Annotated in this window: 22 protein-coding genes and 1 riboswitch; of the genes, 7 read left to right on the forward strand and 15 right to left on the reverse strand. The window is 73.4% G+C overall.

What is annotated here, in order from left to right:
* Nucleotide 1 precedes the first annotated feature (1 nt).
* Nucleotides 2–547, reverse strand: a complete 546-nt coding sequence (dut, locus tag ACSHWO_RS09180; RefSeq protein ID WP_361093789.1) for a dUTP diphosphatase — start codon at nt 545–547, stop codon at nt 2–4.
* Nucleotides 547–1,131 carry a PaaI family thioesterase gene (locus ACSHWO_RS09185; protein ID WP_385843874.1) on the reverse strand — a complete coding sequence of 195 codons (585 nt, stop codon included), beginning with the start codon at nt 1,129–1,131 and terminating at the stop codon, nt 547–549. Before ACSHWO_RS09185 ends, dut begins: the two co-directional genes overlap by 1 nt.
* Before the next feature lie 58 nt (nt 1,132–1,189).
* On the opposite strand from ACSHWO_RS09185, the gene ACSHWO_RS09190 reads away from it, so the two are divergent.
* On the forward strand, nt 1,190–1,663 hold the full coding sequence (locus ACSHWO_RS09190) for a DUF3093 domain-containing protein (protein WP_361093795.1): 474 nt from the start codon (nt 1,190–1,192) through the stop codon (nt 1,661–1,663).
* A gap of 76 nt (nt 1,664–1,739) precedes the next feature.
* Here ACSHWO_RS09190 and ACSHWO_RS09195 read toward each other — a convergent pair whose 3' ends face one another.
* The 4 genes from ACSHWO_RS09195 to ACSHWO_RS09210 all read right to left on the reverse strand — a co-directional run bounded on the left by ACSHWO_RS09195 (nt 1,740) and on the right by ACSHWO_RS09210 (nt 5,277).
* A complete protein-coding gene (locus ACSHWO_RS09195) occupies nt 1,740–2,666 on the reverse strand; it encodes a hypothetical protein (protein WP_438311077.1) in 927 nt (308 codons plus the stop codon).
* Between the two features lie 12 nt (nt 2,667–2,678).
* The gene (locus ACSHWO_RS09200; protein ID WP_179178219.1) at nt 2,679–2,975 is read right to left on the reverse strand and encodes a DUF4193 domain-containing protein; all 297 of its coding nucleotides are present in this window, start codon (nt 2,973–2,975) and stop codon (nt 2,679–2,681) included.
* A 392-nt stretch (nt 2,976–3,367) separates the two neighbouring features.
* Nucleotides 3,368–4,618, reverse strand: a complete 1,251-nt coding sequence (locus ACSHWO_RS09205) for a sensor histidine kinase (protein WP_385843882.1) — start codon at nt 4,616–4,618, stop codon at nt 3,368–3,370.
* 5 nt (nt 4,619–4,623) lie between these two features.
* A complete protein-coding gene (locus tag ACSHWO_RS09210) occupies nt 4,624–5,277 on the reverse strand; it encodes a response regulator transcription factor (protein WP_361093804.1) in 654 nt (217 codons plus the stop codon).
* Nucleotides 5,278–5,521: 244 nt separating this feature from the next.
* Here ACSHWO_RS09210 and ACSHWO_RS09215 point away from each other — a divergent pair, with 244 nt between their 5' ends.
* Nucleotides 5,522–5,689, forward strand: a complete 168-nt coding sequence (locus ACSHWO_RS09215) for a hypothetical protein (protein WP_385843885.1) — start codon at nt 5,522–5,524, stop codon at nt 5,687–5,689.
* A 140-nt stretch (nt 5,690–5,829) separates the two neighbouring features.
* Here the strand turns inward: ACSHWO_RS09215 and ACSHWO_RS09220 are convergent, their stop codons facing one another.
* Both ACSHWO_RS09220 and ACSHWO_RS09225 read right to left on the reverse strand, forming a co-directional pair.
* Nucleotides 5,830–6,660 (reverse strand): inositol monophosphatase family protein, encoded by an 831-nt coding sequence (locus ACSHWO_RS09220; RefSeq protein ID WP_438311080.1) that lies wholly within the window; start codon nt 6,658–6,660, stop codon nt 5,830–5,832.
* Between the two features lie 13 nt (nt 6,661–6,673).
* Nucleotides 6,674–7,843, reverse strand: a complete 1,170-nt coding sequence (locus ACSHWO_RS09225) for a ferrochelatase (RefSeq protein WP_385843894.1) — start codon at nt 7,841–7,843, stop codon at nt 6,674–6,676.
* Between the two features lie 170 nt (nt 7,844–8,013).
* Between ACSHWO_RS09225 and ACSHWO_RS09230 the strand changes: the two genes are divergently transcribed.
* From ACSHWO_RS09230 to sepH, 3 genes are all read left to right on the forward strand, one after another.
* Nucleotides 8,014–9,297 (forward strand): MFS transporter, encoded by a 1,284-nt coding sequence (locus ACSHWO_RS09230; RefSeq protein WP_361093816.1) that lies wholly within the window; start codon nt 8,014–8,016, stop codon nt 9,295–9,297.
* The gene (locus ACSHWO_RS09235; protein WP_438311084.1) at nt 9,224–10,576 is read left to right on the forward strand and encodes a D-arabinono-1,4-lactone oxidase; all 1,353 of its coding nucleotides are present in this window, start codon (nt 9,224–9,226) and stop codon (nt 10,574–10,576) included. Before ACSHWO_RS09230 ends, ACSHWO_RS09235 begins: the two co-directional genes overlap by 74 nt.
* Before the next feature lie 627 nt (nt 10,577–11,203).
* The gene (gene sepH / locus ACSHWO_RS09240) at nt 11,204–12,250 is read left to right on the forward strand and encodes a septation protein SepH (RefSeq protein ID WP_361093822.1); all 1,047 of its coding nucleotides are present in this window, start codon (nt 11,204–11,206) and stop codon (nt 12,248–12,250) included.
* 74 nt (nt 12,251–12,324) lie between these two features.
* Here the strand turns inward: sepH and ACSHWO_RS09245 are convergent, their stop codons facing one another.
* Complete coding sequence (locus ACSHWO_RS09245; protein ID WP_361093825.1) at nt 12,325–13,170, reverse strand: sulfurtransferase; 846 nt, start codon at nt 13,168–13,170, stop codon at nt 12,325–12,327.
* Nucleotides 13,171–13,345: 175 nt separating this feature from the next.
* Between ACSHWO_RS09245 and ACSHWO_RS09250 the strand changes: the two genes are divergently transcribed.
* Nucleotides 13,346–14,170 carry a VOC family protein gene (locus tag ACSHWO_RS09250; protein ID WP_438311087.1) on the forward strand — a complete coding sequence of 275 codons (825 nt, stop codon included), beginning with the start codon at nt 13,346–13,348 and terminating at the stop codon, nt 14,168–14,170.
* A 60-nt stretch (nt 14,171–14,230) separates the two neighbouring features.
* Here the strand turns inward: ACSHWO_RS09250 and ACSHWO_RS09255 are convergent, their stop codons facing one another.
* From ACSHWO_RS09255 to ACSHWO_RS09270, 4 genes are all read right to left on the reverse strand, one after another.
* Nucleotides 14,231–14,881, reverse strand: a complete 651-nt coding sequence (locus ACSHWO_RS09255) for a thymidine kinase (protein WP_361093831.1) — start codon at nt 14,879–14,881, stop codon at nt 14,231–14,233.
* A 95-nt stretch (nt 14,882–14,976) separates the two neighbouring features.
* On the reverse strand, nt 14,977–16,179 hold the full coding sequence (locus tag ACSHWO_RS09260) for an alkaline phosphatase family protein (protein WP_361093834.1): 1,203 nt from the start codon (nt 16,177–16,179) through the stop codon (nt 14,977–14,979).
* Entirely contained in the window at nt 16,179–16,775 is a 597-nt protein-coding gene (locus tag ACSHWO_RS09265; RefSeq protein WP_438311089.1) for a DUF5998 family protein, read from the reverse strand. The genes ACSHWO_RS09260 and ACSHWO_RS09265 overlap by 1 nt, the downstream gene beginning before the upstream one ends.
* 50 nt (nt 16,776–16,825) lie before the next feature.
* Nucleotides 16,826–19,543, reverse strand: coding sequence for a bifunctional acetate--CoA ligase family protein/GNAT family N-acetyltransferase (locus ACSHWO_RS09270; RefSeq protein ID WP_385843917.1), 2,718 nt, complete (start codon nt 19,541–19,543; stop codon nt 16,826–16,828).
* A gap of 196 nt (nt 19,544–19,739) precedes the next feature.
* On the opposite strand from ACSHWO_RS09270, the gene ACSHWO_RS09275 reads away from it, so the two are divergent.
* Nucleotides 19,740–20,021 (forward strand): HPr family phosphocarrier protein, encoded by a 282-nt coding sequence (locus tag ACSHWO_RS09275; RefSeq protein WP_327278946.1) that lies wholly within the window; start codon nt 19,740–19,742, stop codon nt 20,019–20,021.
* A gap of 202 nt (nt 20,022–20,223) precedes the next feature.
* On the opposite strand, the gene ACSHWO_RS09280 is transcribed toward ACSHWO_RS09275, so the two are convergent.
* Together ACSHWO_RS09280 and ACSHWO_RS09285 are read right to left on the reverse strand one after the other, a co-directional pair.
* Complete coding sequence (locus ACSHWO_RS09280) at nt 20,224–20,889, reverse strand: GntR family transcriptional regulator (protein ID WP_361093843.1); 666 nt, start codon at nt 20,887–20,889, stop codon at nt 20,224–20,226.
* Between the two features lie 235 nt (nt 20,890–21,124).
* A complete protein-coding gene (locus tag ACSHWO_RS09285) occupies nt 21,125–21,922 on the reverse strand; it encodes a M23 family metallopeptidase (RefSeq protein WP_361093846.1) in 798 nt (265 codons plus the stop codon).
* A gap of 13 nt (nt 21,923–21,935) precedes the next feature.
* Nucleotides 21,936–22,091: riboswitch (cyclic di-AMP (ydaO/yuaA leader) on the reverse strand.
* Nucleotides 22,092–22,216: the final 125 nt, after the last annotated feature.

Raw genomic sequence — 22,216 nt, forward strand, 5'->3', positions numbered from 1 at the left:
GTCACTGTCCTTCCCGGTCGGATACGACCGAAGCGTAGCCATTCCCACCCTGCTGACCAGCGCCGTTTCCGGCCACGGCCGCATGGCCTCCGGTGGAGCCGAACCCCCCGTCGGCCCGCGCCGAGCCGGGAAGCTCCGCCACCTCGTGGAAGCGCACCTTCTCGACCCGCTGGACAACCAGCTGGGCAATGCGGTCGAAGCGCTCGAACCGGACGCTCTCGCGCGGATCGAGATTGACCACGATCACCTTGATCTCCCCACGGTACCCGGCATCCACCGTCCCCGGGGCATTCACGAGCGCGAGCCCGCAGCGGGCGGCGAGCCCCGAACGCGGGTGCACGAAGGCCGCGTACCCGTCGGGCAGGGCGATCGAGACCCCGGTGGGCAGCACCGTGCGCTCGCCGGGGGCGAGCTCGGCGGCCTCGGTGGTCACCAGGTCGCAGCCGGCGTCGCCGGGGTGGCCGTACGCGGGGAGGGGCACCTCGGGGTCGACGCGCTTGATCAGCACGTCGATCTCGTGACGGGGGCCGTGATTGTTCTGAGCCATCAGGGGTTCACCTCGAAGGCGCGTGCGCGCCTGACCTGGTCCGGGTCGGCCATGACCGCCCGGATCTCCTCGGGCCGACCGTTGTCGATGAAGTGGTCGACCTTCACCTCTATGAAGAGCGCGTCCGCGCGCACGGCGACGGGGCCGTCGGGCCCGCCTATCCGGCCGACCGCGGTGCAGTAGATCTTGCGGCCGGCGACGGCGGTCACCTCGGCCGCCAGGTGGAGAACGGTGCCGACCGGCACCGGCCGCACGAAGTCGGTCTCCAGCCGCCCGGTCACCGCGATGACGCGCAGCAGCCAGTTCAGGGAACCCAGCGTCTCGTCGAGCGCGGTGGCCAGGACGCCGCCGTGCGCGAGGCCGGGGGCGCCCTGGTGGGCGGGCCGGACGGTGAACTCGGCGGTGACGCTCACGCCGTCGCCCGCCCGCGCCTCCAGATGGAGCCCGTGCGGCTGGTCCCCGCCGCAGCCGAAGCAGTGCTCGTAGTGCGAGCCGAGCAGGTCGCCGGGTGCCGGGGCCTCGGGGTGCCGGACCGGTGCCACGGCATCGTCCGGGGGCGTCAACGCTGTGTTTCGTCCACTCACAGCCGCAGACCTTACCCGCGCCACTACCCGCCGGTCGCCTCGTGGCAGGCTTGAGGACATGCAGCTCTCCCCCGCACACCACGACGAACGCCTGACCGCCCCCCGCGCCTGGTGGGGCATCGCCGCCCTCACCGGGCTGGCCGGCGCCCTGATGCTGCTGCCGCTGGGCACGCTGCCGCTGCTGGCCGGGCTCATCGGCGGCGTGGCGCTGGCGGGACTGCTGGTGAGTTCGTACGGCTCCGCGCGGGTGCGCGTGGTGAACGGGTCGCTGGCCGCCGGCGACGCGCGGATCCCGGTGTCGGCTCTCGGCGAGCCGGAGGTGCTGGACGCGGAGGAGGCGCGCGCCTGGCGGACGTACAAGGCGGACACCCGTGCGTTCATGCTGATGCGCAGCTACGTCCCGACGGCGGTGCGGATCCCGGTGACGGACCCGGCCGACCCGACGCCGTACGTGTACCTCTCCACCCGGGAGCCCGAGGCCTTGGCCGCGGCGGTCCGGGCGGCCAAGGCCGCTGCCCCGGCCGGCGGCTGACCCCCAGGGGAGCCGGCGGCTGACCGCAGCGGCCGGACGGCCCCGGCGCGCCGGGGCTCCCGGGCCGGGGCCGGTGTCAGCCCTGGTGCCCGCTCGGCGGTCCTTCGAGGGCGGGCCCGGGGTCGCCGGGGGCCTCGGGGTGGCGCTGGGCGGGCAGCTGCAGCGGCGGAAGCGGTGGCAGGGCGTTCCAGGGCACGGCCCGGGTCCGCAGGTCCGCACGGACCTTCTCGGCGAGTCTGCGGGTGTCGCGGCGGTTCATGACCGCGCCGACGGCCGCACCCACCATGAACGGCATCAGGTTCGGCAGGCTGCGGATCATCCGCTTCATGATCTGCTGGCGCAGTTCGCGCTTCATCTGGCCGCCGAGGACGGAGTTCAGCGTCGACGGCCTCATGAGGTCGACGCCGCGCTCCTCGGTCCAGGCGGTCAGGTACGCGAGGCTGCGGTCCTTGACGTTGCCGGGCGGTCGCAGGCCGTATACCTCGTGCAGCTCGGCGACGAGCTTGAGCTCTATGGCGGCGACGCCGGTGATCTCCGTGGCGAGCTCCACCGGCATGGCGGGCGGCACGGGCAGCATGGCCGCCGCACCGATGCCCGCGCCCACCGTGGACGTGCCGTTCGCGGCGCCGGCGATCAGCTTGTCGGCCAGCTGGTCGGGGCCGAGGCCCGGGAACTGGGCCCGCAGGGTCGCGAGGTCCCGGACCGGGATGCGCGGGGCGGTCTCGATGATGCGGTCCGCGATGTACAGGGCGGCGGCCCTGGCGCCTTCGCCGCCCTTGCGCACACCGCTCTTCACGGCCTGCAGCCCACGGGCTCCGGCCCGCTGCCGGTTCCCTTCGCCGGACTCCGCGGCCGCCGGGACCGCCGCGGCGGTGTCGGAGTGCTCGGCGGCCACGCCGGGAGCTCCTTGGCCCGTCTCCGGGTCGGGGGCTCCCGCCGGTGTCTCCGCCGGATCAGCGGACTTCCGGAGGCGAAGCCTGCGGAAGGGTGTCGAGCCGGTCACGGCCGACGCCTCTCAGTCGCAGTCGCGGCAGATCGGCTGACCGTTCTTCTCGCGCGCCAGCTGGCTGCGGTGGTGCACCAGGAAGCAGCTCATGCAGGTGAACTCGTCGGCCTGCTTGGGCAGCACCCGGACGGCCAGCTCCTCGTTGGAGAGGTCCGCGCCGGGGAGCTCCATGCCCTCCACCGCGTCGAAGTCGTCGATGTCGACGCTGGAGGCCGACTTGTCGTTCCGCCGGGCCTTCAGCTCTTCGATGCTGTCGTTGTCGACGTCCTCGTCGGTCTTGCGTGGGGTGTCGTAGTCCGTTGCCATGTTTCGCTCTCCCCCTCTGGGATTTAGCGGTGTCTCAGCGCACGTAACGCGCGAGAGGCCGGACTTGTGCCCGACCTGAGGCGGAGATTTTGCCTCACATCAAGGTCTGTTACTCAATCGACACCCAGCCGCGCGCCTGAAGGGGCGACCGGCTGGGATGACGACCGGGACCGTACACGGTCCGCAGACCGCCTTGCACAAAGGCCACCCGGTGTATTTTCCGCCGGGCGGGGGGCCGGAAACCCGGACTTGCCGGACTTTCCGGCTCTTCCGCGCCTTCTTTGGGCCACTGAACGCACATGACCTCACACTCGGCCATGTGACCGATCACACAGAATTCAACTTGTTCAGAGAGCAGCTATTCAGCTGTAGGCGAACAAGGATTCGGGGACTCAGAGGGGCAACGTGACACGCATCACGAGACCTCCGCCCTCCCTCGGGGTGGCCGCGATCCGCCCGCCGTGTGCGCGCGCCACGGAGCGCGCGATGGACAGGCCGAGGCCCACACCCTTGTCGCTGCCCGTTCGCTCCGTACGCAGCCGCCTGAAGGGCTCGAAGAGGTTGTCCACCTCGTACGCGGGAACCACCGGGCCGGTGTTCGTCACCACGAGGACCGCCTGGCCGTGCTGGGCCTCGGTGGCGACCTCCACCCAGCCGCCCTCCGGCACGTTGTACCGGACGGCGTTCTGCACCAGGTTGAGCGCGATCCGCTCTAGGAGCACGCCGTTGCCCTGCACCACGGCCGGGGCGCGCTCGCCGCGGATCTCCACGCCCTTCGCCGCGGCCTCCGCCCGGGCCTGGTCGATGGCCCGCGAGGCGACCTCGGCCAGGTCCACGGGCTTGCGCTCGACGATCTGGTTCTCGCTGCGGGCGAGCAGCAGCAGGCCCTCGACCAGCTGCTCGCTGCGCTCGTTGGTCGCGAGCAGGGTCTTGCCCAGCTGCTGCAGCTCCACGGGCGCCCCCGGATCGGACAGGTGCACCTCCAGCAGCGTGCGGTTGATCGCCAACGGGGTGCGCAGCTCGTGCGAGGCGTTGGCGACGAACCGCTGCTGGGCGGTGAAGGCCCGCTCCAGGCGGTCGAGCATCTCGTCGAAGGTGTCGGCGAGCTCCTTGAGCTCGTCGTCCGGCCCGTCCAGCTCGATGCGCCGGGTCAGGTCGGAGCCCACGACGCGGCGGGCGGTACGAGTGATCTTGCCCAGCGGGGAGAGCACCCGGCCGGCCATCGCGTAGCCGAAGGCGAAGGCGATGATGCTCAGGCCCAGCAGGGCCATCAGCGACCGGCTGAGCAGGTCGTCCAGCGCATGCCGGCGCTGTTCGAGCATGCAGGACTGGATCGCGGCGTAGAACTGGTCGAAGGGCTGCTCGCCGCCCACCCCGGGACAGGTCGGGCTGGAGACGACGATCTTCTGCCCGCTGACGCTGACGATCTTGAACGGCAGGGCGTTGCCCTCCCGCAGCGCCTGCGCGGCCAGCAGGTAGATGATCGACAGCAGCAGGATCCCGGCGATCAGGAACATGCCGCCGTAGAGCAGCGTGAGGCGTATGCGGATGGTGGGACGCAGCCAAGGGAAGGGACCCTCGGGCTGGCCGGGGTCCCAGGTCGGTTTCGGGGGCGCGGACGGCGGCGCCGGGGTGGGTGCCACCCGCGTCAGATCCGGTATCCGGAACCGGGCACGGTCACGATGACCGGCGGCTCCCCGAGCTTGCGGCGCAGGGTCATGACCGTGACCCGGACCACGTTCGTGAACGGGTCGGTGTTCTCGTCCCACGCCTTCTCCAGCAGCTGCTCGGCGGACACGACGGTCCCCTCGCTCCGCATGAGGACCTCCAGGACCGCGAACTCCTTGGGCGCCAGCTGCACCTCACGGCCCTCGCGGAACACCTCGCGCCGGTTCGGGTCGAGCCGGATCCCGGCCCGCTCCAGCACCGGCGGCAGCGCGACGGTCGTACGCCGGCCGAGTGCGCGCACGCGGGCGATCAGCTCGGTGAACGCGAAGGGCTTGGGCAGGTAGTCGTCGGCGCCGAGTTCCAGGCCCTCCACCCGGTCGCTCACGTCCCCCGACGCGGTCAGCATCAGCACGCGCGTGGGCATGCCCAGCTCGACGATCTTCCGGCAGACGTCGTCGCCGTGCACGAGCGGGAGGTCCCGGTCCAGCACGACGACGTCGTAGTCGTTGACCTCGACGCGCTCCAGGGCCGCGGCGCCGTCGTACACGACGTCCACGGCCATGGCCTCGCGGCGCAGTCCGGTGGCCACCGCATCGGCGAGCAGCTGCTCGTCCTCGACGACGAGTACGCGCACGTCGTTTCCTTCCTCCGAGCCCTCAGGGCACACGTGTATTGCGCCGACCATCCTGCCCGTTTCGGCCGTAAACCGGCTGTAAGGCGCCACACGGGGGCCGATCCGGGGCGGAAGTGTGGATTCCTTGGGCTCGCGAGGTTTCTGGGCCCAGGGTGCCGGGGAGGACGTCAGCACACCCCGACCACTCCCTGACGGCGGACTGCCGCGTTCCGCCGCCGACCCATGAAGAGGGGGCGAACCCACCATGGACGCATTCACCGCAGGTCTCCTGCAGCGCATCAGGACCACGCAGTCCGACCTCCAACACGCCCGTGAGACGGGCGACCACCACCTCGTGGACGTGGAACAGGCCGAACTGGAGGATCTCCAGCGCCTCGCCGCAGAACACGGAGTGCCTGTCTCCGCCTGCTGATCCTCCCCCACCCACCCCCGGACCCCGGCCGCCCTCCAGGCGGTCGGGGTCCCTGCACGTCCGGGCCAGGACCGGAGGACGTCCGGGCCAGGACCGGAGGCGGGGCCGGCACGGCCCCGGTCGCCGAGGACCCCGCGCGGTCAGTCGTGCCAGGCCCCGGCCGCCTCCAGCAGCGGCTGCAGCGCCTCGAACACGGCCGGGGTGCCCGCGAGCGCCAGCTCGCCGGAGGCGGGCCGCCCCGGGCGGCCGCCGGTCAGCGCCCCCGCCTCGCGGGCGATCAGCACCCCCGCCGCCAGGTCCCAGGGGTTGAGCCCGCGCTCGTAGTACGCGTCCAGCCGCCCCGCGGCCACGTCGCACAGGTCGATGGCCGCCGACCCGCCCCGCCGGATGTCGCGCACCCGCGGGACCACCTCTCGGGCGACCTCCGCCTGCTGCGCCCTGCGGGGCTGGAGATAGGCGAACCCGGTGGCCACCAGGGCCTGGTCCAGCGGCGCGGCCGCCCGACAGGCGAGCCGGGTCCCGCCCAGCCAGGCGCCGCCGCCGAGCACCGCGCGGAAGGTCTCCCCGCGCATCGGCGCCGCCACGACGCCGACCAGGGTCTCCCCCTCGTACTCGGCCGCGACGGACACGCTCCAGGAGGGGAGGCCGTACAGGTAGTTGACGGTGCCGTCCAGCGGGTCCACGATCCAGCGCACCCCGCTGGTGCCCGCCCGGTCGGCGCCCTCCTCGCCCAGGAGCGCGTCGTGCGGCCGCCGCCGCTCCAGGACCCCGGTGATCAGCTTCTCCGCGGCGAGGTCCATCTCGGTCACCACGTCGATGGGGCTGCTCTTGGTCGCGGCCACCGCCAGATCGGCCGGCCTCCCGTCGCGCAGCAGCGCGCCGGCGGCCCCGGCGGCCTCCAGGGCCACCTCCAGCAGCTCGGCCGCCAGCCCGTCCGGGGCCCCGGGCCGCGCGTGGGTCTCGGATGTCACGGTCCGCTCCCCCTCACGCGTACGGGCTGTCGGCCCCCGCGGCCGCCGGCCGGGCGGAGCGCGCCGGGCAGCAGCCGACCGGGCACAGGTCGTGGCTCGGCCCGAGCAGCCCGAGTGCGCACCGCTCCACCGGCTCGCCGCGCTCCGCCGCGGCCCGCTCCAGCAGCAGCTCCCGGACCGCCGCCGCGAAGCGCGGGTCGGCCCCGACGGTCGCCGAGCGCACCGCCGGCAGCCCCAGCTCGGCGGCCTTGGCCATGGCCTCGGTGTCGAGGTCGTACATGACCTCCATGTGGTCGGAGACGAAGCCGATCGGCACCATCACCACGGCCCGCGCGCCGGCCCCGTGGAGCGCCTCCAGGTGGTCGCAGACGTCCGGCTCCAGCCAGGGGATGTGCGGGGCGCCGCTGCGCGACTGGTAGACGAGCTCCCAGGGCAGCGCCGCGCCCGTCTCGGCGCGCACCGCGTCCGCGATCACCTCGGCGACGTCCAGGTGCTGCCGGACGTACGCCCCGCCCGCGCCGTCCGCGGTGTGTTCCCCGGCCGGGCCGGAGGCGTCCGCGGCGGCGGTCGGGATCGAGTGCGTGGTGAAGGCCAGGTGGGCGCCGGCCCGTACCTCCTGCGGCAGCGACTCCAGTGCCGCCAGCACCCCGTCGATCATCGGCCGTACGAAGCCGGGGTGGTTGAAGTAGTGCCGCAGCTTGTCGACCCGCGGCAGCTCGGCGACGCCCTCCTGCTCCAGGGCGGCCAGTGCGTCGGCGAGGTTCTCCCGGTACTGGCGGCAGCCCGAGTACGAGGCGTAGGCGCTGGTCGCCAGTACGGCGATGCGGCGGCGGCCGTCGGCGGCCATCTCCCGCATCACGTCGGTCAGGTACGGCGCCCAGTTCCGGTTGCCCCAGTAGACGGGCAGGTCCAGCCCGTTCTCGGCGAAGTCCTTGCGCAGCGCGTCCAGCAGCTCGCGGTTCTGCGCGTTGATCGGGCTGACCCCGCCGAAGCCGAAGTAGTGCTGCCCGACCTCCTTGAGCCGCTCGCGCGGGATCCCGCGCCCGCGCGTGACGTTCTCCAGGAAGGGGACGACGTCTTCGGGGCCCTCGGGGCCGCCGAAGGAGAGCAGCAGGAGGGCGTCGTAGGGGCCGGCAGGGCCTTGGGCCGGGGGCGGGGCGGCGGCACGGAGCTGGTCTGACATGCCTCGAATCCTGCCACCCGGCGCCCCGCGCGGGGAACGGGCCCGCCACGCTCCACCCCCGCCGATCGCAGGTAAGGTAAACCTAACTTCCTGTCTGGATCATCCCCGTGCGGGCGCCTGTCGGCACACGTAACCTGTATGGGCCAGCGACGTCCCTTACGGAGGGCACCTTGCCCAGTCCCTACCGCGCCATCTTCGCCGCCCCCGGCACCAAGGGGTTCAGCGCTGCCGGCTTCATAGGCCGGATGCCGCTGTCGATGGTCGGCGTCGGCATCCTCACCATGATCTCCGAGATCACCGGCCGCTACGCGCTGGCCGGTGCGCTCACCGCGACCCTCGCCCTGTCGGCCGCCGTCGTCGGCCCGCAGGTCTCCCGCCTCGTGGACCAGTACGGACAGCGGCGGGTGCTCCGCCCGGCGACCCTGATCGCGCTCGCCGCGGTCGCCGGACTGCTGCTGTCCGCGGCGAACGGGCTCCCGGACTGGACCCTCTTCGTCTTCTCGGCGCTGGCGGGCTGCGTGCCGAGCGTCGGCTCGATGATCCGCGCCCGCTGGACCGCGCTCTACCGCGACCGGCCGCGCGAGCTGCACACGGCGTACTCCTTCGAGTCCGTCGTCGACGAGGTCTGCTTCATCTTCGGCCCGATCCTCGCCATCGGGCTGTCGACCACCTGGTTCCCCGAGGCGGGCCCGCTGGTCGCCGCGCTCTGCCTGCTGGTGGGCGTCTGGTGGCTGACGGCGCAGCGCGCCACCGAGCCGCCCCCGCACCCGCGCGACCCCGCCGCCGACGGCCGCAGCTCCGCGCTGTCCTCCCCCGGCCTGCAGGTTCTGGTGGCCACGTTCGTCGCGACCGGCGCGATCTTCGGCTCCATCGACGTGGTCACCCTGGCCTTCGCCGAGGAGCAGGGCCACAAGTCCGCGGCCAGCTTCATCCTCGCGATCTGGGCGGCCGGCTCCTGCATCGCGGGCATCGTCTTCGGCCTCCTCCACCTGAAGGGGAAGGCCGAACGCCGTTGGGTACTGGGCGTGTGTGCGATGGCCGTGAGTATGATCCCCCTCCTACTGGCCGGGAACCTGCCGTTCTTGGCCGTGGCGCTCTTCGTCTCGGGCCTCGCGATCGCTCCCACGATGATCACCACGATGGCCCTGATCGAGGCGCACGTACCACGCGCGAAGCTGACCGAGGGCATGACCTGGATCAGTACCGGCCTCGCGGTCGGTGTCGCGCTCGGGTCCTCCGTGGCCGGCTGGGTCATCGACGCCGCCGGTGCCAGGACCGGGTACGTCGTCTCCATCTCGGCGGGTGTCGCCGCGGCGGCGGTCGCGTTCGCGGGTTACCGCCGGCTGACGAGGTCGGCGCAAGGGGAGGAGCCAGCTGACGATGGGGACGGTCACAGCAGGACGCAAGCAGCCGGGGGCACCGGGCACACCGCCGAATCCGGCAGCGTGGCGTAACTGGGCGGGCAACGTCACCGCCGCACCGGCGCGGGTGGTGGCCCCTGCTTCGGTCGGGGAGGTCCAGGAGGCCGTGCGCCGGGCCGCCGAGGACGGGCTGCGGGTGAAGGCGGTCGGCAGCGGCCACTCCTTCACCGCGGCCGCCGCCACCGACGGGGTGCTCCTGCGCCCCCAGGCCCTCACCGGGATCCTCGGTGTCGACCGGGCCGCGGGCACCGTGACGGTGGCGGCCGGCACGGCCCTGAAGGACCTCAACCGGGCCCTCGCCGCCGAGGGCCTGTCGCTCACCAACATGGGCGACATCATGGAGCAGACGGTCTCGGGCGCGACCGGCACCGGCACCCACGGCACCGGCCGCGACTCGGCCTCCATCGCCGCCCAGATCCGCGGCCTGGAGCTGGTCACCGCCGACGGCCGGCTGCTGACCTGCTCGGAGAAGGAGAGTCCCGACGTCTTCGCGGCCGCCCGGATCGGCCTCGGAGCGCTGGGCGTCGTCACCGCGATCACCTTCGCCGTCGAGCCGCTGTTCCTCCTGACCGCCCGCGAGGAGCCGATGCGCTTCGACCGGGTGACCGCGGAGTTCGACGAGCACTTCGCGGAGAACGAGCACTTCGAGTTCTACTGGTTCCCCCACACCGGCAACTGCAACACCAAGCGCAACAACCGCAGCCAGGGCCCCGCCGCCCCGCTCGGGCCGGTGAGCGGCTGGGTCGAGGACGAGCTGCTGTCCAACGGCGTCTTCCAGGCCGTCAACTCCCTGGGCCGCGCGGTCCCGGCCACCATCCCCGGCATCGCCCGCATCGCCAGCCGCGCCCTGTCCGCGCGCAGCTACACCGACATCCCGTACAAGGTGTTCACCAGCCCGCGCCGGGTGCGGTTCGTGGAGATGGAGTACGCCCTTCCGCGCGAGCGCGTCGTCGAGGCGCTGCGGGAGCTCAAGGCGATGGTCGACCGCTCCCGGCTGCGCATCAGCTTCCCCGTGGAGGTGCGCACCGCCCCGGCGGACGACATCGCGCTGTCCACGGCCTCGGGGCGGGAGACCGCGTACATCGCCGTGCACATGTACAAGGGCACTCCGTACCAGGCCTACTTCACCGCCGCCGAGCGCATCTTCACCGCGTACGGCGGCCGGCCGCACTGGGGCAAGGTGCACACGCGGGACGCCGCCTACCTCGCGGAGGCCTACCCGAGGTTCGGCGAGTTCACCGCGCTGCGGGACCGGCTGGACCCGGACCGGCTCTTCGGCAACGACTACCTGAGGCGGGTGCTGGGCGACTGAGCCCCGCCCCCGCCCCGGTCCGGCACCGCGCGGCGCGAGTCGCGCCGGGCCGGGGCGGGGGGGGGCGGCCCGGGGCGGGGCGGGCCGGTCGGGGCGGGTCCTGCCCGTCCAGTCCTGTCTCGCCGTCACCCGGTGTGTGTCCCACCACTCTTGGGCTCTGGCACCTCGTCGCTCCCGGCAGTCACACGACTGCCGAGCGAAGCGGGTGACTCCGTTTCTGCGGATTCTGTGCACCAAGGCACCTGAAATCGGGCACGATTGCAGGTCGGATGCGATCCGGGCAGCCCAACAGCCGCCGACACCCGCACGTTCGGCGGCGCGGCGGTCCACCGCGGTGGCCCGAATGGAGTACTGTGGCGAGGCCTGGGGTCGTCCTTCCTTTCGGCTGTCCGGACCCAGGAGAGGGGGCCGGTTGACGGAGAGAGCGGCACTCGGACCGGTGATGCCGCGGCATTGCACGGGTACCTGCTGCGCACAGTAACCATCTGGTCACTGTGCGTGCCCAACAGGTAACCGTGCCATAACGGCGATCAAGGGCGCATGCCCGACACGCCGGTTGAACTCGGCAAGGTTGTGGCAGGCTGCACCCGGGCAGGCCACACTCGACTAGCGGAAGCAGCGACGCACGTGACGTCGGCAGGCACCACCCGGGAGGTCCCCATGCCCGAACTGCGTGTCGTGGCCGTCTCGAATGACGGCACACGACTGGTGCTCAAGGCTGCGGACAGCACGGAGTACACGCTTCCGATCGACGAGCGGCTTCGGGCTGCCGTGCGCAACGACCGCGCGCGCCTGAACCAGATCGAGATCGAGGTGGAGAGCCACCTCCGCCCCCGCGACATCCAGGCGCGCATACGGGCCGGCGCCTCCGCGGAGGAGGTCGCTCAGCTCGCCGGCATCCCCGTCGACCGCGTACGCCGCTTCGAGGGCCCGGTGCTCGCCGAGCGCGCGTTCATGGCGGAGCGGGCCCGCAAGACCCCCGTCCGCCGCCCGGGTGAGAACACCGGGCCCCAGCTCGGCGAGGCCGTGCAGGAGCGCCTGCTGCTGCGGGGGGTGGACAAGGACTCCGTCCAGTGGGACTCCTGGCGCCGCGACGACGGCACCTGGGAGGTCCTGCTGGTCTACCGGGTCGTGAACGAGACCCACTCGGCGAGCTGGACCTACGACCCGCCCCGCCGACTGGTCGTGGCCGTGGACGACGAGGCCCGCGCGCTGATCGGCGAGGCCGACGACCTGCCGACCGCCCCGGAGCCGAGCTACCCGTTCGTGCCGAGGATCGCCCGGCTGCCCCGGGACCGGCCGCTCGACCGCACCCTCGACCGGCCGGAGCGCCCCGTGGCACCCGCACCGGAGCCGGAGGAGGAGCGGGACACGCTGACCAGCCTGCTGGAGGCGGTACCGAGCTTCCGCGGGGACCTCGTGGTCCCCGAGCGCGAGGAACCCCCGGCCGAGGAGGCGGAGGCCGAGGAGCCCCCGGCCGCCTCCGCGGGCGCGGGCGCGGGCAGTGCGTACGCGGACGTCCTCATGCCGCGGACGGTGGCCGGCCACCGCGACCGCCTGACGGGCACCACCGACCGGCAGGCGGAGGCCGACGGCGTCCGCCCCGGCCGCCGCGCGGCGGTCCCGAGCTGGGACGAGATCGTCTTCGGCACCCGCCGCAAGAAGCAGGAGTGACCGCCCTCGAATCGCCGCGCGGGCGGACCGGACGTATCCGGCCAACCCGCGCGGCGTTCGAGTGACCGTCCCGGCTACTGCGGGTCCGGGCCCGTGGCCACCGGCCGCTCCGGGTCCGAGGACCATTCCGACCAGCTGCCTGCGTAGAGCGCCGCCGGGATCCCGGCCACCTCCAGGGCCAACACCTCGTGCGCCCCCGAGACGCCCGAACCGCAGTACACGCCCACCGGGACGGAGCCGTCCGCGCCCAGCCCGGCGAAGCGGGCCCGCAGCTCCTGCGCGGGCAGGAACAGCCCCTCCGGGCCGGCGTTCTGCGTCGTCGGCGCCGACACCGCCCCCGGGATGTGCCCGCCGACCGGGTCGATCGGCTCCACCTCGCCCCGGTAACGCTCCCCCGCCCGCGCGTCAAGCAGGATCCCGCTGCGCGCGAGGGCCGCCGCGGCGTCCGCGTCGAGCAGACCGACAGCTCCCGGACTTGGCTTGAAATCGCCCTGTACAGGCGTCGGCGGCTCGTCCGTCAGCACACCATCCGCCGCGGTCCACGCGGCCAGGCCCCCGTCCAGCACCCGGACCCGCGGGTGCCCCGTCCAGCGCAACAGCCACCACGCGCGGGCCGCGGCCCAGCCCAGCCCCCCGTCGTACACGACCACGTCCGAGTCCGCGCTCACACCCGCCCGGCGCATCACCGCCCCGAACTCGTCCGGGTCCGGCAGCGGGTGGCGCCCGCCCGCCCCCGGCGGACCAGCCAGTTCGCGGTCGAGGTCGACGTACACCGCACCCGGCAGATGGCCGGCCTCGTACGCGGACCGCAGGTCGGGGCCGCCCAGCTGCCAGCGGACGTCCAGCAGCACCGGCGGCCGCGGGCCGGCCAGCTCGGCCGCCAGCTCGGCGGCGGAGAGAATCGCAGAGTTCGCAGTCATGCAGCCATCTTCCTCCCCGCCCCGCGGCCCGCGTAACAAGCCCGATACCGACGGGCCGCACCGATTCGGTCATCTACCCCCGCTCCGGCGAATCCCGGCCGGTCGGGGCGCGCCGGACCCGCCGGAGTGCAACCATCTGGTCCGGCACAGCCCCACGAGGGAGGAGACTGCTGACATGACCGAGGCAGCACACACGACGCGGCGCCCACCCGGCACCCCGTGCTGGTCGAGTCTGATGGTGCACGGCCTCGGGAGCACCGAGGCCTTCTACGCCGACCTCTTCGGCTGGGAGTACGAGCCCGGCCCCGAGCCCTTCGGCCCGTTCGTCCGCGCCCTGCTCGGCGGACAGGAGGTCGCCGGGATCGGCGAGATGCCGCCGGACCGGCACCTTCCGGTGGCCTGGACCACGTACTTCGCCACCGACGACGCCGACACGGCGGCCGAGGCCGTCCGCTCCTGCGGCGGCACGGTCGCCGTGGGCCCGCTCGACGCCGGCGCCGCGGGCCGGACGGCGATCTGCTCCGACCCGCTGGGGGCGGTCTTCGGGCTCTGGCAGGCCGACGAGCGCGTGGGGACCCGGCTCTCCGGCGTCCACGGCACCCCCGTGTGGGCCGAGCTGGTCACCCAGGACACCTCGACCGTCGGCAAGTTCTACGAGCACGTCTTCGGCCACGAGGCCGTACAGCGCACCATGGCCCCCGCCTCGGCGGCACCGGCCGCCCCGGCCGCCGACTTCGACTACCTGACCCTGCTGCTGGACGGCCGACCGGTCGCCGCCGTGCACGGCGTCGGGCGCTCCCTCCCGCACGACCGCGGGCCGCACTGGATGACGTACTTCGCCGTCGACGACGCCGACGCGGCCACCGCCCTGGTGCACCGGCTGGGCGGGCGCGTGGTCCAGCCGCCCCGGGAGGGCCTCACCGGCCGGGTCGCCACCGTTGCGGACCCGGAGGGGGCGGTCCTCGCCCTCGTCGAGCTCCGCCCCGGCAACGGCTTCTGACGGCCGCCCGGAGCCCCGCAGCCGCGGCGCCCGGTGGGGGGCCGCGCGCGGCGGCGGCCCTCAGGCCGGGTTGACCGGCAGGACGTCCGGGGAGAGGGCGCCCGCGTGGGCCGCGGCCGAGGTCATGCGGCGGCGGTGGTGGCGGCGGCAGAGGACCTCGTAGCCGATCTCCTCCGCCGGGCGGTTCACGTCGCCGACGACCACCTGGGCGCCTTCCACGACCATCTCGCCGCCCACCGTACGGGCGTTGTGCGTGGCCCGGGCCCCACACCAGCACAGGGCCTCCACCTGGAGCTGCTCCAGGCGGTCCGCCAGTTCGATCAGGCGCTGGGAGCCCGGGAACAGCTTCGTGCGGAAGTCCGTCGTGATGCCGAAGGCGAAGACGTCCATGTCGAGGTCGTCGACGATGCGGGCGAGCTGGTCGATCTGCTCGGGCGCGAGGAACTGGGCCTCGTCCACGATCACGTAGTCCGCCTTGCCGCCCTTCGAGAGCTGGGCGACCAAGTACGCGTACAGATCCATGCCCTCCCGCGCCTCGACCGCCTCCGTCACCAGGCCCAGACGCGAGGACAGCTTGCCCTCACCCGCCCGGTCGTCGCGGGTGAAGATGACGCCCTGCAGGCCCCGCGCGTCGCGGTTGTGGGCGATCTGGAGCGCCAACGTACTCTTCCCGCAGTCCATCGTGCCGGAGAAGAACACCAGTTCAGGCATGGAGGAAACGGGACCTTCCGGGTCGTGGTCAGGCAGGGTGCGGGGCCGGGCGGCCCCACGGGTCGGATCGGAGTCGGGCGGGGTGGTCGAGCCGGTCAGGTCCGCACTTCGAGCAGCGGGACGAGCTGCTCGGCCGCGGTCATGGAACCATGCATTCCGGTAAGCCCCGACTCGTTGGGCTCGTTCACGGACGCGGTGATCGCGACATCGGCGTGCGCGGCCGCGACCACGTCGCCGATCCGGCCGAGGACGCGCTCGTCGCACTCCCCCGGCGGGCCGAACCAGCCCAGTTCCAGGGCCTCTTCACGGCTCGCGATCCAGAACCGGTCGCCGAGCACCTCGCGCCACACGGTCAGCACGTCGACCTCGGCGCCCGGGACCGCGTACACGTGCCGGGCCCGGCCCTCGCCGCCGAGCAGGGCCACGCCCGCGCCCAGCTCCCAGTCCTCGTCGAAGTCGATCCGGGAGTCCTCGTCGAACGGGACGTCGACCATGCCGTGGTCGGCGGTCACGTACAGCGCGGTGCGCGGCGGGAGCTGCTCGGCGAGCCGCTGCACGAGCCGGTCGACGTACATCAGCTGGCCGCGCCAGGCGTCGGAGTCGACGCCGTGCCGGTGGCCGGCCCCGTCGAGCTCGCTGAAGTACGTGTAGACCAGCGAGCGGTCCCCGGCGGCGAGGCGCTCGGCCGCCAGGTCCATGCGCTCCTCGCCGGTCATCCGGCCGACGAAGGTGCCGCCGCTCAGCGCGATCTTGGTGAGCGGGGTGCTCGCGAAGGTGGGCGAGGACACCTGGGCGGTGGCCACCCCGGCCTCGTCCGCCAGCCGGAAGACGGTCGGGTACGGCTGCCAGGGCGCGGGCGGGGTCCACGGGTTCCAGCGCAGCTGGTTCATCAGCTCGCCTGTGGCCGGGTTGCGGACCGCGTAGCCGGGCAGGCCGTGGCGGGCCGGCGGGAGGCCGGTGCCGACGGAGGCCAGCGAGGTGGCCGTGGTCGCCGGGAAGCCCGCGGTGATCGGGCGGCCGGTGCCGCCGCGCGAGGTGCCCAGCAGGGAGGTCAGGTACGGGGCCTCGTCCGGGTGAGCCTTGATCTGCTCCCAGCCCATGCCGTCGACCAGGAACACGCAGTTGCGGTCGGCCGGCGTCAGCTCGGCGATGGTGGCGGTGAACCCGGGGACCCCCTGACCGGCCACGAGGGTCGGCAGCAGGTCGGCGAGTGAGCCCGTCCCGTACTGCGGGACGGGAGCGCCGGCCAGGTCCAGCAGCTCGGGCTCGTCCCAGTTCGCGGGTGCGGAGTAGGACATCAGCGGGCGGGGGAGGCGGTCGCCGCGGTCGCCTCCGAGAGCGCCTGGGCGAAGAGCAGGGTCTGGCGGACCGCCTCGGGGCCGTCGCCGGCCTCGCTCACGCGCAGGCTGAGGTCGTCGGCGGTGGAGTTGCCGGTGTAGCCGTGGTCGGAGTCGCAGTTCGGGTCGCCGCAGGCGGCGGGCTCCAGGTCGATGCGGGAGACCGCGCCCCAGCCGATGGTCAGGACGACCTCGCGGGGCAGGGTGCCCGGGGTGTAGGACTCGGGGTTGGCGACGACGCGGCTGAGCACCACCGAGGAGATCCCGGACAGCTTCACGGACTCGGTGGAGGTGGTCGCGTACGGCGACGGGGACCCGGCGTCGGCGGCCTGCTCGTCGGTGTGGCTCACGATGAACCGGTTGCCGGTCAGGACCAGCACCGTCACGTGCCGGCGCACCTCGTTGGAGTCGAACGTCGTCTCCTGGTGGACCAGGTACGACGAGATCGGCTCGCCGCCCACCGCGGCCTCCACGGCCTCGGCCACGAGGGCCGGGTAGTAGCCGCTGCGCTCGATCGCCGCGCGCAGCCCCTGGGTCGTCGTACCGGATTTCGCCATGGGGTCCATCCTAAGGCCCGTCCGGGGCGCCCCGGCCGCCCCGGACGCGCTCAGTAGCTGGGGAGCGTCCGGGGACCGAGATCGGTGCGGGCGGGGGGACGGGCGATGCGGACCGTGGCGCTCAGCACCGACAGGCCCTCGGTGGCGACGACCACGGGTTCCAGGGTGACGCCGACCACCTCGGGGTGGTCGTCCACGAGGCGGGAGAGGCGCAGGAGGAGCTCCTCCAGGGCGGGGGTGTCGACGGGGTCGCTGCCGCGCCAGCCGAAGAGGAGCGGCGCGGTCCGGATGGACCGGATCAGTCCGGCGACGTCCCGGTCGGTGGCCGGCACGATCCGGTGGGCGGTGTCGCCGAGCAGCTCGGAGGCGACGCCGGCGAGCCCGAAGGAGAGGACGGCGCCGGCGGCGGGGTCGATGACGGACCGCACGACGGTGTCCACGCCCCGCGGGACCATGGCCTGGACCACGGGCAGCAGCTCGGCCGGCGAGCCGAGCAGGGCGGTGAGCTCCCCGTACGCGCGGCGCAGCGCGGCCTCGCCCGCCAGGTCGAGGCGTACGCCGCCGAGGTCGGCCCGGTGGCGCAGGTGCGGGGCGGTGGTCTTGAGCGCCACCGGGTAGCCGAGGACCTCGGCGGCCTTGACCGCGGCGTCGGCGGTGGCCGCGGACAGGGTGGGCAGCACCCGGATCCCGTACCGCGCCAGCAGCGCCGCGGCGTCGGCCTCGGCGAGGGTGAGCACGCCGTCGCCGTCGACGACCCCGGCCAGCAGCCCGGCGAGCTGGGCGGCGGCCCCGGCCTCGTCGATGTCCTCGTACTCGGGGACGTGCCCGGACTCGGCATCGGCCCGCCGCCACTGCCCGTAGTGCACGGCCTCGGCGACGGCCCGTACGGCCCGCTCGGCGGCCGGGTAGGCGGGGATGCGGACGTCGGCGCGGGAGAGGGCCGCCACGAAGTCGGCCAGCTCCACGTGGACCACCGCCACCGGCTTGCCGGGGTGCGCGGCCACGGCGTCGCGCAGCGCGTCGGCCAGGTCGTCGGCGCCGGCGCTCACCTCCTCGTCCACCCACGGGATGGCGGTGACGACCACCGCGTCGTGGGCGTCGGAGGCCAGGGCGTCGGCCACGGCCCGGCCGAAGTCCGCCGGGGTGGCCCCGGTGGTCAGGTCGCGCGGGGCGCCGGGGCGCAGGCCCTGGGCCAGACAGGCGTCGTACGTGAGGAAGCCGAGCGACTCCGAGTTGCCGAGGATCGCCACGCGCGGCCCGGCCGGCACCGGCTGCGAGGCGAGCAGCAGGCCGACGTCCACCAGTTCGGTCACGGTGTCGACCCGTATCACGCCGGCCTGCCGCAGCAGCGCGGAGACGGTGGCCTCCGGCAGCCTGGTCCCGGGGACCACGTGGCCGGCCGGGGTGTGGCGGCCGCCCTTGGCGACGACGACCGGCTTGACGGCGGCGGTGCGGCGGGCGAGGCGGGTGAACTTCCGCGGGTTGCCGAGGGTTTCGAGGTACATGAGGGCCACGTCGGTGGCCTCGTCCTCGTACCAGTACTGGAGGATGTCGTTGCCGGACACGTCGGCCCGGTTGCCGGCGGAGACGAAGGACGACAGGCCCTCGCCGCGCCGCAGCAGGGCGGCCAGCAGCGCTATGCCGATCGCGCCGGACTGCGTGAAGAGGCCGATCCGGCCGGGGACGGGGGCCGGGACGGGGGCGAGCGAGGCGTTCAGGCCCACCTCGGGGGCGGTGTTGATCACGCCGAAGGCGTTCGGCCCGATCAGCCGCATCCCGTACGAGCGCACCTGGCGGACCAGTTCGCGCTGCCGGTCGAGCCCGGCCGGGCCGCTCTCCCCGTATCCGGCGGACAGGACGACGAGCCCCTGGACGCCGTGCTCCCCGCAGTCGGCCACCACCTGCGGGACGCGCCCGGCGGGGACCGCGACGACGGCCAGGTCGACGGGGGCGTCGATCTCGCGGAGCGAGCGGTAGGCCCGGACGCCCTCCAGCAGGTCCCCTTCGATCCCGGGGGCGCGCGCCTCGTTCACGGCGTAGAGGTGGCCGCGGAAGCCGCTGTCGCGCAGGTTGCGCAGGGCCGCCGCACCGACGCCGGCGCCGGAGCGGCTGACTCCGACCACCGCGACCGAGCCCGGGGCCAGCAGCCGCTGCACAGACCGGGCCTCGGCGCGCTGTTCGCGGGCGCGCTGCACGGCGAGGGACTCGGCGGTGGGTTCGAGGTCGAGGGTGAGGTGGACGGAGCCGTCCTCGAAGCTGCGCTTCTGCTGGTAGCCGGCGTCCGTGAACACCTTGATCATCTTGGTGTTGGTGGGCAGCACCTCCGCCGCGAACCGGCGGATGCCCCGCTCCCGGGCGACCGCGCCGATGTGCTCCAGCAGGGCGGAGGCGACGCCGCGGCCCTGGTGGGCGTCCTGGACGAGGAAGGCGACCTCGGCCTCGTCGGCGGGGGCGGAGGCGGGGCGGCCGTCGGGGCCGATGCGGTCGTAGCGGACGGTGCCGATGAACTCCTCGCCGACGGTGGCCGCGAGGCCGACGCGGTCCACGTAGTCGTGGTGCGTGAAGCGGTGCACGTCGCGGTCGGAGAGCCGGGGGTGGGGGGCGAAGAAGCGGTAGTACTTCGACTCGTCGGAGACCTGGTCGTAGAAGCTGACCAGCCGCCCGGCGTCCTCGGTGGTGATGGGCCTGATCCGGGCCGTGCCGCCGTCCCGCAGGACGACGTCCGCCTCCCAGTGGGCCGGGTACGAGGGGTCCGACGCGGTGGTCATGCGGCGATCTTAAGGCCAGGTCGGCCGGGAAGGCTCCTGCGCGGCGCATCCGGCGGCGCCGTGCGAACCGGTGCAAGCTGGGGTACGTCGAGCGGCGGGAGAACCGGGTCCGGAGGTCGGCCGGAGGCCGGTGGGAGCACCCGGGGCGTCGTGAGAGACTGGTCTAGACAACAGTGAGAACCTGAAGGGCATCACCATGGCAGAGCGCCGCGTCAACGTCGGCTGGGCCGAGGGCCTGCACGCCCGTCCCGCCTCGATCTTCGTCCGCGCCACGACCGCTTCCGGCGTCCCGGTGACCATCGCGAAGGCCGACGGGAACCCCGTCAACGCCGCCTCCATGCTGGCGGTGCTCGGCCTGGGCGCCCAGGGCGGCGAGGAGATCGTCCTGGCCTCCGACGCCGAGGGCGCCGAGGTGGCCCTGGACCGCCTGGCGAAGCTGGTCGCGGAGGGACTGGAGGAGCTCCCCGAGACCGTCTGACCCCTTCGGGTTCACACCGCACGGACGGTGGAGCCGCGGCGTCCGGAGAATTCCGGGACCGCGGCTTCTCTGTTTTCCACTCCCCTGCCCGGGCCATACGAATTCCGGAGCACCCGGAATTCGTATGGCCGGGGCGGAGAAATACGGGGGCCTGCGGGAAAAGCCGCGGACGCGGCATCCCCCTATTCATACGCCGCTCCTGTTAAAGCGAACCACTCGCCGTGTTTACGGCAGGTTGCGAAGTCCTCACCCGCAGCCGGTAGGCCCCGCTCGTCCGCTCGGCGTGGAGCGCCGTCAGCGCCTTCGCGCGTTCGGCGTCCCCGCGCGCCACCGCGTCCACGATCGCGCCGTGCTCCGCCCAGCACTCCACCGGCCGGGCCGGCGCCTGCACGACGTACATCCAGGCGACCTTGTGCCGCATCTGGGCCAGCAGCGCGATCAGCCCGGGGCTGGCGGAGGCCTGCGCCAGCGTCTCGTGAAACCAGCTCCCCAGCGCCCGCAGGTCCTCGCCCCGGCCCTGCCTGGCCCGCTCCTGACCCAGTCTGACCAGCCCCCGCAGCACCTTGAGGTGACCCTCGGTGCGCCGGCGGGCGGCCCGCGAGGCCGCCAGCGGCTCCAGCAGCATCCGCAGCTCCAGCAGGTCGGCCGCCTCCTGCTCGGTGGGCTCGGCGACACAGGCGCCCGCGTGCCGACGGGTGGTCACGAAGCCCTCGGACTCCAGGGTCCGCAGCGCCTCGCGGACCGGGACGCGCGAGACGCCGTAGCGGCGGGCCAGCACCTCCTCGGTCAGCCTGCCGCCCGGTTCGAACGCTCCGGAGACGATGTCGTCGCGGATTGCAGTGCATACCGCGTGCGCGGGAATACGCAAGGCCGGACCTCCGCTTTTCCGATTGCCGGCGAGAAATGCCGTGACCGTACTGGGATCGTACGGTGACTCTATGACAACCAGTGAAATTTTCCGAGCGCGGCCGGAAAGCACGGGTATTTACGGCCACGCGCCGCGCCACCGTGACGACCGCCGATCGCGACGCCGAAGGCCCCGGCTCGGTGAGCCGGGGCCTTCGGGCGGAGCGTGGGCGCGGACGCGTGTCGGCGCGCCTTGGTCAGAGGTCGACGCCGTGCGAGCGGAGGTACGCGACCGGGTCGATGTCCGAGCCGTACGAGGCGCCGGTGCGGGCCTCGAAGTGCAGGTGCGGGCCGCTGGAGTTGCCGGTGGAGCCCGACAGGCCGATCTGCTGGCCCGGGGTGACCTGCTGGCCGACGGAGACGTTCAGCGAGGACATGTGGCCGTACTGCGTGTAGGTGCCGTCGTTGTGCTTGATGACGACGTTGTTGCCGTAGGCACCGCCCCAGCCGGCCTCGACCACGGTGCCGGCGCCCACCGCGTGCACCGAGGTGCCGGACGCGGCGTGGAAGTCGATGCCGGTGTGGCTGCCGGAGGACCACATGCCGCCGCCCGCGCGGTACTGGGTGGAGACGTAGGAGTCGTCGAGCGGGGAGACGAAGGTGTTGAGGCGCTTGCGCTCCTCCTCGCGGGCGGCGCGCTCCGCGGCCTCGCGCTCGGCCTGCGCCTTCTCCTCGGCCTTCTGCTTGGCCTCGGCGGCCCGGGCCTTCGCGTCGGCCTCGGCCTTCTCCTTGGCGGCGGCGGCCTCGGCGGCGGCCTGCTGGGCCTCGGCCTGGGCCTCGACGTCGCCCGCGACGTCCGCGGCGGTGACGACCGCGTTCAGCCCGGTGTCCTCGCCGGAGAAGGCGGTGTTGTCCGAGGCGGCGAACGCCGGGCCCGCGAGGGTGCCCACGACACCGGTGGTCGCGAGAGCGGCCACACCGGCGTAACCGGCGGTCTTGCGGCTCAGACGGCTGGAACCACGGTGCTTACCGGAGGCGCGGCTGCCAAAGGCCATGGAGAGGCTGATCCTTTCCTTCCTTCTCGCCTACCGGGTTAGCTGACGGGTTCGGAGCAGGAAGGTCTCCTACGGGCCCCTCTGGCGAGGCGGCCCGATTCACCCCAGGGACGTGTGGGTCCCCGGCTCCCCAGGCTCGCGCCTGACGGGGACTCGGCGATCGCTGCCCGGTGCCGCGGGTGCGGCTCGTACATCTGACGGACAGCACGGCCGACGCTAGGCGGATCACCAGTCAATCACCAAATGGTCACGGCCTTTTGTTGCGCACGCCACACCGCATAAGCCAACCTCCGG

It is taken from the genome of Streptomyces pallidus (ex Mingjun et al. 2026), from assembly GCF_051550185.1.
Lineage (GTDB): Bacteria > Actinomycetota > Actinomycetes > Streptomycetales > Streptomycetaceae > Streptomyces.

Coding starts and splice junctions, on each gene's coding strand:
- ACSHWO_RS09215 (WP_385843885.1), top strand. CDS start 5,522: ATGGACGCATTCACCGCAGGTCTCCTGCAGCGCATCAGGACCACGCAG.
- ACSHWO_RS09200 (WP_179178219.1), bottom strand. CDS start 2,975: ATGGCAACGGACTACGACACCCCACGCAAGACCGACGAGGACGTCGAC.
- ACSHWO_RS09245 (WP_361093825.1), bottom strand. CDS start 13,170: ATGACTGCGAACTCTGCGATTCTCTCCGCCGCCGAGCTGGCGGCCGAG.
- ACSHWO_RS09285 (WP_361093846.1), bottom strand. CDS start 21,922: ATGGCCTTTGGCAGCCGCGCCTCCGGTAAGCACCGTGGTTCCAGCCGT.
- ACSHWO_RS09260 (WP_361093834.1), bottom strand. CDS start 16,179: ATGTCCTACTCCGCACCCGCGAACTGGGACGAGCCCGAGCTGCTGGAC.
- ACSHWO_RS09270 (WP_385843917.1), bottom strand. CDS start 19,543: ATGACCACCGCGTCGGACCCCTCGTACCCGGCCCACTGGGAGGCGGAC.
- ACSHWO_RS09265 (WP_438311089.1), bottom strand. CDS start 16,775: ATGGCGAAATCCGGTACGACGACCCAGGGGCTGCGCGCGGCGATCGAG.
- ACSHWO_RS09190 (WP_361093795.1), top strand. CDS start 1,190: ATGCAGCTCTCCCCCGCACACCACGACGAACGCCTGACCGCCCCCCGC.
- ACSHWO_RS09250 (WP_438311087.1), top strand. CDS start 13,346: ATGACCGAGGCAGCACACACGACGCGGCGCCCACCCGGCACCCCGTGC.
- ACSHWO_RS09275 (WP_327278946.1), top strand. CDS start 19,740: ATGGCAGAGCGCCGCGTCAACGTCGGCTGGGCCGAGGGCCTGCACGCC.
- ACSHWO_RS09255 (WP_361093831.1), bottom strand. CDS start 14,881: ATGCCTGAACTGGTGTTCTTCTCCGGCACGATGGACTGCGGGAAGAGT.
- ACSHWO_RS09225 (WP_385843894.1), bottom strand. CDS start 7,843: ATGTCAGACCAGCTCCGTGCCGCCGCCCCGCCCCCGGCCCAAGGCCCT.
- dut (WP_361093789.1), bottom strand. CDS start 547: ATGGCTCAGAACAATCACGGCCCCCGTCACGAGATCGACGTGCTGATC.
- ACSHWO_RS09235 (WP_438311084.1), top strand. CDS start 9,224: ATGGGGACGGTCACAGCAGGACGCAAGCAGCCGGGGGCACCGGGCACA.